General features: G+C 52.2%; 6 protein-coding genes. 3 read left to right on the top strand and 3 right to left on the bottom strand.

The window, feature by feature from the left end; genetic code table 11:
• On the bottom strand, nt 1-1,860 hold a 1,860-nt coding region (gene uvrA / locus Q8O92_07690; protein ID MDP2983195.1), incomplete at its 3' end, for an excinuclease ABC subunit UvrA.
• 469 nt (nt 1,861-2,329) lie between these two features.
• Between uvrA and Q8O92_07685 the strand changes: the two genes are divergently transcribed.
• From Q8O92_07685 to Q8O92_07675, 3 genes are all read left to right on the top strand, one after another.
• Nucleotides 2,330-3,763, top strand: coding sequence for a T9SS type A sorting domain-containing protein (locus Q8O92_07685; GenBank protein ID MDP2983194.1), 1,434 nt, complete (start codon nt 2,330-2,332; stop codon nt 3,761-3,763).
• 223 nt (nt 3,764-3,986) lie between these two features.
• Nucleotides 3,987-6,005: an SUMF1/EgtB/PvdO family nonheme iron enzyme gene (locus tag Q8O92_07680; GenBank protein MDP2983193.1), complete on the top strand. Its 2,019-nt coding sequence runs from the start codon at nt 3,987-3,989 to the stop codon at nt 6,003-6,005.
• A gap of 210 nt (nt 6,006-6,215) precedes the next feature.
• Complete coding sequence (locus Q8O92_07675; protein MDP2983192.1) at nt 6,216-6,650, top strand: endonuclease domain-containing protein; 435 nt, start codon at nt 6,216-6,218, stop codon at nt 6,648-6,650.
• Between the two features lie 93 nt (nt 6,651-6,743).
• On the opposite strand, the gene Q8O92_07670 is transcribed toward Q8O92_07675, so the two are convergent.
• Both Q8O92_07670 and Q8O92_07665 read right to left on the bottom strand, forming a co-directional pair.
• On the bottom strand, nt 6,744-8,783 hold the full coding sequence (locus Q8O92_07670) for a BatA and WFA domain-containing protein (protein MDP2983191.1): 2,040 nt from the start codon (nt 8,781-8,783) through the stop codon (nt 6,744-6,746).
• Complete coding sequence (locus Q8O92_07665; GenBank protein MDP2983190.1) at nt 8,783-9,682, bottom strand: DUF58 domain-containing protein; 900 nt, start codon at nt 9,680-9,682, stop codon at nt 8,783-8,785. Before Q8O92_07665 ends, Q8O92_07670 begins: the two co-directional genes overlap by 1 nt.
• Nucleotides 9,683-9,716: the final 34 nt, after the last annotated feature.

Here is a 9,716-nt window from a genome sequence, read left to right as displayed (position 1 = left end):
GGAAGCTCCCAGAATGCTGAGGCATTTTCCGTTCCCTTTGCGGCGCTTTGGGGGAACCTCTATTTTCTTGCGGCCCGAGAGGAAGAGTCCGGTCAGCGAAGAGGACTCGGCCACCTCTTTAGGGGTTCCCTGCGCAACCACCTCGCCGCCGTGGACGCCTGCGCCCGGCCCCAGGTCGACGATGTGGTCGGCGTGGAGCATGGTCTCACGGTCATGCTCGACCACGAGGACGGTGTTTCCCAGGTCGCGGAGAGAGAGGAGGGTATCGAGGAGGCGGTTGTTGTCGCGCTGGTGCAGTCCGATGGAAGGCTCATCCAGGATGTAGAGAACCCCGACGAGCTGGCTGCCGATCTGGGTAGCAAGCCGTATACGCTGGGCTTCTCCGCCGGAAAGTGTGCCGGTTACACGGTCAAGAGTCAGGTATTCCAGCCCCACATTATTCATGAATACGAGGCGCTGGCGGATTTCCTTGAGTATCTGACGGGCTATGATCTCCTCGTTATCCTTGAGCTCGAGCGACCGGAAATGGGCCAGCGCTTCCTGGACCGACATCTGCGTGGCTTCATGAATATTCATATCGCGGAAAGTGACTGCGAGGGCCTCCGGTTTCAGCCTGGCTCCGCTGCAGGAATGGCAGGGCATGGCCCGCATGAACCGCTCGATCCAGGTACGCACCTGCTGGGATTCGGTCTGACGGTGGCGGCGCTCAAGGTTGGGTATGACTCCCTCGAACGCCCCTTTGTACTGTCCCTGGAACTTCCCCGTGCCGCTGGTGTATCTAAACTCGATTGCAGTCTTTCCCGAGCCGAAAAGTGTGACATGGCGGAATTCTTTTGAGAGCTTTTCGAACGGTTTGTTCAGATCCGCTCCGTAATGGTCGGCAACGCTGTATATCTGGGCGTAATACCAGTGCCCGCGGGGAATTCCCCAGGGACGGATGGCGCCTTCGAGGATGGAGAGGGAGGCGTCGGGAACCACTTTCTCCGGGGCGATCTCCAGCCGGGTGCCCAGCCCTGAACATTCCGGGCAGGCGCCGTAAGGACTGTTGAAACTGAACAGCCGCGGCTCGATCTCCTCAAGGCTGATATTGCACTCATGGCAGGCGAAATGTTCGCTGTAGAGGCGGTCTTCGCTGTTCTCCGCGTTGTTGATGATGACCAGTCCCTCCCCAAGGCGGAGCGCGGTTTCGACCGAGTCGGTCAGCCGCGACCGGATTTTGTCCGAAACCACCAGCCGGTCGACCACAACCTCGATGGTGTGCTTCACCTTCTTGTCGAGGATGATGTCCTCTTCAAGGCTGCGGATGGCGCCGTCCACCCGAACCCGCAGGAAGCCGTCCGCCTGGGACCGCCGGAAGATTTCACGGTATTCCCCCTTGCGGCCCCGCACCAGGGGCGACAGAATCTGGATTTTTGCCCCCTCGGGCAGGGAAAGCACGTCATCCACGATCTGCTGGGGAGTCTGCTGGCTGATTTCTTTCCCGCAGGAAGGGCAGTGCGGCACTCCCAGCCGTGCATACAGGAGGCGGAGATAGTCGTATATTTCGGTGACCGTGCCGACAGTGGAGCGGGGATTGTGTGATGCCACTCGCTGCTCGATGGAAATGGCCGGAGACAGCCCCTCGATGTATTCCACATCGGGCTTTTCCATCAGCCCCAGGAACTGGCGGGCGTAAGCGGAGAGACTCTCCACATAGCGGCGCTGCCCCTCGGCGTAAATAGTATCGAACGCCAGAGAGGATTTGCCGGATCCGGATAGCCCGGTGATGACGGTAAGAGTGTTACGGGGGATTACCACATCGATATTTTTCAGATTGTGTTCGCGGGCGCCTTTGATGAATAGCACTTCTTTGGGTTTCATGAGCCTACGGGGTAAAGAGAAAGATATAGAGAGATAAGAGCTTTCGTTTTATGTGAGCTTATCAGGTTTTATAAACTCGAGGATAAGATCCCCCCGGCGCTATAGCGCCGACCCCCTTATCGAAGGGGGTGCAAAAGAGCACTTAAGAAGCAACAAGCGCTTGCAGCGAATTCTCCCCTTAACAAGGGGAGATGGCAAAGCCAAAGGGGATTGTATAATATAACAAAAAAAGTTACCTTTTGGTTTTCTTTTTTAAGCAAGATCCCCCCGGCGCAAAATGCGCCGACCCCCTTATCGAAGGGGGTTAAAGAAGTTATGGACTGAGATGAATAATTCCTTTTCTTTTTGATAAACACGCGTATATTTGGAATAAGGATTTCATTTTATATAAAAGCTTTTTTACTTTTAACCTTATTTTGAAAGAGAAGAATGACAATATCATAGAAACAATTTTAGAGGAGCTTTTGCCATGAAACGATGGGGCAGGTTCTCAATTTTTACGGCTATTGCATTTATCCTCTTTTGTAATCTTGCTTCCGGTCTTTCCATTCAGGGCGTTGTTACCGACACATCGGCCAAACCGGTGACCAATGCTCTGGTTGTGGTTACCAGCGAATCAGACCTTTCTCAAAGATATACCGCTTCAACCAATTCAAGTGGAAAATTTGAAATAAACTTCGATGAAACGGGTGTTTCCGAACAAAAGCCCATCCCGTTTCAACTCCTTCAAAACTGGCCTAATCCGTTCAATCCCGCTACGAATATTGGATATACACTCGAAAAGGGCAATACCATCCAATTGGAAATCTATAACATCCTCGGACAAAAAGTTCGCGTTTTGGACAGCGGATTCAAATCACCCGGCGTTCATATTCTGATATGGAACGGCCGCGACGATACGGGAAAATCTTGCGCCGCTGGTGTTTATTTGTATCGACTCCTGGCAGGGAACAATGTCGCTATGAAGAAAATGCTTCTTCTGGACGGAGCTGTTTCTGCATCGGGAACCGGTGGCTTCTCAGGATCATCGAAAACTGCGGAGGTACATAGATACGCTTCAACTCTCTATACCATCGAAGTGACCGGCCTGGGAATAAGGGCATACCGTGAGGAACACCTCATCCTTTCCGGCAATCAGACTAAAAATATTTCCGTGGAACGGCTTCCCGATAACCAGCAGGATGTTTCTATTACGCAAACTGGGAGCACGGGAGCAACCACGGTTCTGGCAGGGGCAACCGGCGTTACTATGCAACTGGTGACAGAAAAAGGGCTTTCTTCTTCAACGCTATCCGGAGTGCAGGCGACTGTGCAGAAAGTGAGCCAGGGGAGTTTTGTTCTTTTGGAACAGCTTACAGGCAAAGTAATTCCAACCGTGCAATTCATAGGAAACGAATCTTCTTCTCAGGTGACCGTACCGATGGTTTCCGCAGATACCACAAATGTGAACTGGTCGGCTATTAACTTGCCAAATGGGTTCTCATTGCCAAAAGAAAGTATTATGGATACCCTGGCAATTTCACAGGTGGTCTGGTATCTGAAAGAACATCCTGATATACACACGGTAATGCTTTACAATACTCAGTCATGGGACAAAAAAAATCAGGACATACCAGTTATTCTTTATCTTACAAATTCAGGACGTATACTCCATCTCCAATTCCCTTCCGCGACTTTTAAATCAACTTTTGAACCAGTCACTATCACAGTGATATTTGTGGCTGTAGTTTTGGGATTAGTAGTTTACAAAATATGGGAAGAATGTATGCCAAATGGTGTTTCACTTATGGAAACCATGGTGACGGATGATTTAAAAAATACAATGTCTTGGTGTCACGGAGGGCACAATTTGTATACCAATTGGATCAACATTGCAATTCAAAGCAAACTTTATGGATATTGAAGTAACCAACAATAAAGGCCTAACTTTTATAACAAATAATGATAAATATGTTTTTGATAACGATAATGGCCATTTGGATAAAAGGGGGCGGTTAACGATAAATAAACCCGTTACTCTGGAAGTAAATGCAATACACACTCGTTTTTTAGGTCTTGGTATAAACGGAAATATTTCCACAAAAAAGCCAATTACCATTCAAGCAGAAACAGGAACTCAAGCATTTGTGCAAATCCAAAAATTTATCACTACTCCGGACATACCCGGCACCAACGAATCCTTTAAAATCAACCTGACAGTGGAAAACGGCAGTGCGCTCTCTCTGCCGGGGCCGACAAAACTTCATATCTACGATATTACAGAAGGCATTTCTCTCTCCCCAAAAGATGGAATCACACTTTCCGCTCTTCCCGCCGGGGGGACGCTGGATATCCCCCTCGACGCAAAGGTTACCAAGGCCGGCTCGCATAATTTTCAGGTACTTTTCGAGGGAAATGCTACCGATCCCAAAATACAGGTATATTTCGGTATGATAAATGTAAGAAACAATGCCAGCAAACCGCCGGTGGCCGATCTTAAAGTTTACAATGCAGACACCAAAATTGCAATAACAGAAGGCTACTCGCCCCTTGGGGTTTTGCTAGTTGGCGACGGCTCATACGACCCTGACGGTACCATAACTGCGTATGGCTGGGATATCAATGACGACGGGGCAATCGAGATCAAATCGAAAAATACGAACTATATCTTCACCAACGACACAACTTCCGACAAGATTTATCGTATCCGGTTTATTGTTACGGATGATGCACTCAAGACAACTATATCAACCACATCAATCACCGTTCACCCCAATCAGAAACCTGTAGCAGCCTTCACAATATCCCCAATTAGTCCCCAATCTCGGATTGTGGGCGCCAATCTCACCTTTGACGCCTCTGCATCTAACGACCGGGAGACTTCTTCCGCCAGTCTTCTCTACCAGTGGGATTTTGACGGCGACGGTGTTTATGATACTACCCCGTCATCGAGCAACCGTACAAAAACCTACGCATTTACAACAGTCGGCGAAAAGTCCGTCCGGCTCCTTGTGCAGGACCCCCAGGGGAACACCGATTACTTCTCTCAGAAATTCACCGTCTATGAGGCGATCGTCAAGCTTCTCCGTTTTGACAAGGATCCCAACATAGCTGGGCAATACTGGTTCTATGCCACAACGTTTAACGCGCCCGATATTCAGGAAGTGCAATTTTTTATTGATTCGAGCAATGCGATGAACATGATCGACATGGGCGGCGGCATGTGGCGTATACCGATAAAGATAACCAATTACAGCGAAGGAACGCATACAGCCAAGGTAAAGGCTGTAGATACGCAGTTGAATTTCATCGGCGAACACACCATGCAGTTCACCCGAACCGGGGATACCATTACGGAAGGCGGCTCTCAGATCATCCAGGGCATCACGTTTGTTTCCATACCCAGCGGGACGTTTCAGATGGGGCAAACGGGAGTGGCCACGCCTGTGCACAGTGTGATTGTTACGGGATTTGAAATGGGGGTGTATGAAATCACGAACGCGCAATATGCTAAATTTTTGAATGATGCTAAGGCGACTGGAGACATTACACCGTCGAGTACGAGCGTGAAGGGGGCGAAGGGAGCGTACAGCGGGCAGGAGTATATTTATCTCTCTGATACCTTCTCAGGATATCCGGACGCCCGTTGCTGGATCACATACAACAACGACACATTCAGTGTGGTGTCCGGTCATGAGAACTGGCCGGTGGTGTGGGTGACGTGGTATGGATCGAAAGCGTTTGCCTTGTATTATGGTCTTGATTTGCCGACTGAAGCGGAATGGGAATATGCCTGCCGGGGCGGGCGACAATATGAATATGGGACGGATGATGGAACGCTAAGCAAGGAAAAGGCGAATTATTGGGACAACGGACCGAGAAAGCCGGTAGTGGTGGGGAGTTACCCAAAGAATCCGTATGGCTTATGTGACATGAGTGGGAATGTGTGGGAGTGGTGTCATGATTGGTATGGGACCTATGCAAGCGGCAGTGTGAACAATCCATCAGGTGCACAAACAGGCTCCTACCGTGTGAATCGCGGCGGCAGTTGGGGCTACTACGATGACTTTTGCCGGTCAGCCGATCGCAACTACGGCAACCCGCTCAGCAGGGTCTACTACATAGGCTTCCGGGTTGTGCGTCGGGCCTCTCCCCAGAACTATTGATCACTTGATATTTGATACTTGTCACTTGATAAGGGGGGGTGCAGGGGGGTTCCCCCCCTGCCCTTTTTAAAATCCCCCCGCCGCCAAGCAGCGACCCCCTTTTTAAGGGGGTAAACAGACGCCCGTCCAAGTCCCCCTTAACAAGGGGGATGTCCAAAGGACAGGGGGATTTTCTTTCTCCAAGATGGCAAAGCCAGAGGGGATTTTCTTTTGTTCTCAGCAGATGACCTGAAAAAGCGCGGCCTGATTTTCACAGGCCGTTTTCTCCCTTACAATCCTGATCTCATTCAGCGTGCGAAAGAACTCCGCAAACGAATGACCTCTGCTGAACGGAAACTGTGGCTTGAATGTCTTCGGAAGTATCCGCATCGCGTGCTTTCTCAACACCCCATCGACAATTACATCGTTGATTTCTATTGCCCCGCGCTTAAGCTGGTTATCGAGATAGACGGAGAACAGCATTACTCGGAAGAAGGCAAAGTTTATGATACAGAACGAGATGGTATTCTCTCGGCTTACGGACTGAAGGTTTTGCGCCTGAAGAACGAGGATGTAATGGAAGATTTCGAAAGTGTATGTAAAATAATAGAAAAGTTGGCTGAAGAAAAGATCCCCCCGCCGCATAAGCGGCGACCCCCTTATTAAGGGGGTGCAAAAGAGCATTCAAAAGAAAGTAAGGTTTGATGCGAATTCTCCCCTTAATAAGGGGAGATGGCAAAGCCAGAGGGGATTTTGTCTTCAAACCTTCCTTGCCACCACCATTTCTACCCCAAGAAGCGCAACCGCGATGACGATGAACAGCCCGAACAGCTCTTTCCCATAACGGTCCTGAGTGACCGCCCTTGCGATATTCTCCGATTCATCCAGCGCTTTCCAGGTCAGGTTACGGTACGCTTTCGACATCCGGGCGCTGTCGGCTCTCTCGAAACGAACCTCCGAGCGGGGAATATCGACGCAGAACCGCCCCTTTTCGCTCCCGTCGGCGAAAAGGGCGTAGAAGCCGGGATCCCCGGCGGATTCGCCGGTCACGGTTACCGCGTTCCCGCTTCGGACGGTTTCCACCGAGCGCGCAAGGCCGTTTTCGGGTTTCAGGGTCACTGCGCCGGACGGGGATACATCCCCCAGGGTTTCATGAAGCGGGTCGCCGGTCTCGTAATGTCCGCCGAGAACAAAAGACCCGGAAAGATACTGTACGCTGCGGATGAAGAGCGGCAGAAAGATGCCGGTCAAAGGCAGGTCGCTCGATCCCCGCGAGGCGTCAACACCGAAGACAATCACTTTCCCTTTCCCGCAGGCCGCGCTTCCGGCAGCCATGGAACCGTCCCCAAACCGCGCCATGACCGAAATATCTCCCACCGGGATAATCCGCAGGTACGATCTCACCTCCGGGCGCTGGAATTTCCCGCCCGGCGATATACCTTGAAGAATGGGGTGACCCAGGTTAAACCATTCCATGACCGCATAATTCGCCTGCTTGCCATCGAGGGTGATCCGCTTATCCACACGGGCGGGGAACAGGTCCCGGAATATGCCGTCGGTATAGAGCGCGGGGTCCATTTCCATTGCAGGGAATACCAGAAGTCCGGCGCCGCGATCCACCACATCGGTAAGAAGCCTTCGGTAGAGGGGAACCGGGAGAGTCTTCACCCCGGTGAGAATCACCACATCGGTCCCGGTTAGATCCGATTCGGTCAGCTCCGGGGCGATCCTCGTACGTATGGCGAACATCGGATTCTCCGGGTCAGGCGAGAGAGCGCGCTCGGGGAAAAAGAGATCATCCGCTGCGCCTCCGCAGATAAGGATATTCGTTTTCCGCGGTACATGGACCACCATGCGGCGGGTTTCACCCGGCTCAAACCGACCGTCGGCAGCCGTAGCCCATATGGAATACCAGCCGGGATTTTCCGGAGTGTATTCAAAATCGGCTTTTACCCGGCTGCCGGAGGATTTCTGCACTTCCGTTCTTCCCTTGCGCTCGCTGTTCACAAAGAATTCGATCCCGGCGCCGGTATCTTCAGGACCGAGGCTTCCCTCCGCAGTCACCCTGTTCTTTTTCCCGGGCGAGAGAAGGTAATCCGACAGGGTAATATCCTCGATTACCGCGCCATTTCTCTGCGCCGGCCCGATAAGTATGTTATAAAGCCGGACGTTCTTTACTTCAGCCATCGAGTCGGGAAGGGCATTAACCGCTCCGTCTGTCAGATAGTAGATTTCACGGTTCGGGGCGGTAGAAGCGGCGAGCAGGTCGAATGCCTTGCGGAACGAGGCGGAGGAGCGGTTCACCCCGCCGGAATTCCGGGCGCCGGACAGGGCTTTCACCAGTTCCTTGCGGTCTTTCGTAAGACCGGTCCCCAGAGTCGCCGGGGCTCCTCCGGAAAGGATGACCGCAGCGGTGTCCTCATCACGGAGCAGGGAGAGAATCTCCTCGGTTTTCCGAATGGCTGAGGCGAACAGTGACTCGCCGCTTTCGGCATACAGCATGCTAGCTGAACTGTCGATGATGATCACCGCCGAGGTGTGGGCGTTCTTCTGGAAGATGCTCCGGATCGCCGGACGGGCGAAAGCCAGGATAACCATGATGATGATAAGGGTGCGAAGGAGGAGCATGAGGAGCTGTTTCAGCCTGAGCCGCCGCATACGGTCGGTTTTCATGCGTTCGAGGAATTCGATGGAAGGAAAGGAGACATCCACCGCACGGCGGCGGGAGAAGAGGTGAATGAGGAGCGGCAGAAGCGCGGCGCCCATCCCGAGAAGAATAATGGAATTCAGAAAATTCATCAGTGGAGCCTCTTCCGTTTGGAAAGATACTCAGTCAGGGCGCGGTCGAACGGGATGTCGGTGGTGAACCGGGCATATTCCACCGGGATTTCATGCATGGCACGTACCAGCCGGGAGAGCCTTTCCTGCATCAGGGAAAGATAGCTCTCACGGATATGCCAGGGCTGTGTGGTAATGCGGGCGCCTGTTTCAAGGTCGGTAAACCGGGTCTCGCCGTTAAAATCGAATGAAAGCTCCATGGGATCGAGTATATGGAAAACCAGCACCTCGTGGCCGTTGTGACGGAAATGCTTGAGGCCGTGGATGAGCTCATCGGGATTTACCACCAGATCGCTGATGAGAATGACCAGGCCGCGGGTCGAGATTCTCTCCGCCATGGTATGAAGGACAGCGCCGGTCACCGTCTTCCCTTCCGGCTGTGAAGCGGAGAGGGCTTTGATGATCTCCTTGAGCTGGGACTGCACCGACCGCGGCGGGACATACGATTTCATGGTGTCGGAAAAAGTGACCAGTCCCACGCTGTCACGCTGCCTGATCATCAGAAATGCCAGGGCGCTGGCGAGGATGCTCGCATAGCGGAATTTGGTCACCGCGCCCCGGTTCTGAAATGCCATGGAGCCGCTCATATCGAGGATGATATGGGATTTCAGGTTGGTTTCCTCCTCGAACCGCTTTACATACATGCGGTCGCTCCGGGCATACACCTTCCAGTCAAGATAGCGGAGGGAATCGCCTTCCATGTACTGGCGGTGTTCGGCGAATTCCGCCGAAAACCCGTGATAGGGGCTTTTATGCAGGCCGGTGATGAAACCTTCAACCACCAGCCGGGCGATAAGATCGAGCCGTGAGATGCGGCTGACCACTTCCGGGGAAAGAAAATCCTGGTATATTTGTTTCATGGAGTATATTAATTCGTTGAAATGCAGCCCCCGA

It is taken from the genome of Candidatus Latescibacter sp. (assembly GCA_030692375.1).
GTDB lineage: Bacteria > Latescibacterota > Latescibacteria > Latescibacterales > Latescibacteraceae > JAUYCD01.
The sequence above is the reverse complement of the archived record's forward strand: the minus strand, read 5'-3'. Positions and strand labels throughout refer to the sequence as shown.

Excerpts from the sequence above, each read along its gene's own strand:
- Q8O92_07665 (MDP2983190.1), bottom strand. The coding sequence starts at position 9,682 with ATGAAACAAATATACCAGGATTTTCTTTCCCCGGAAGTGGTCAGCCGC.
- Q8O92_07670 (MDP2983191.1), bottom strand. The coding sequence starts at position 8,783 with ATGAATTTTCTGAATTCCATTATTCTTCTCGGGATGGGCGCCGCGCTT.
- Q8O92_07685 (MDP2983194.1), top strand. The coding sequence starts at position 2,330 with ATGAAACGATGGGGCAGGTTCTCAATTTTTACGGCTATTGCATTTATC.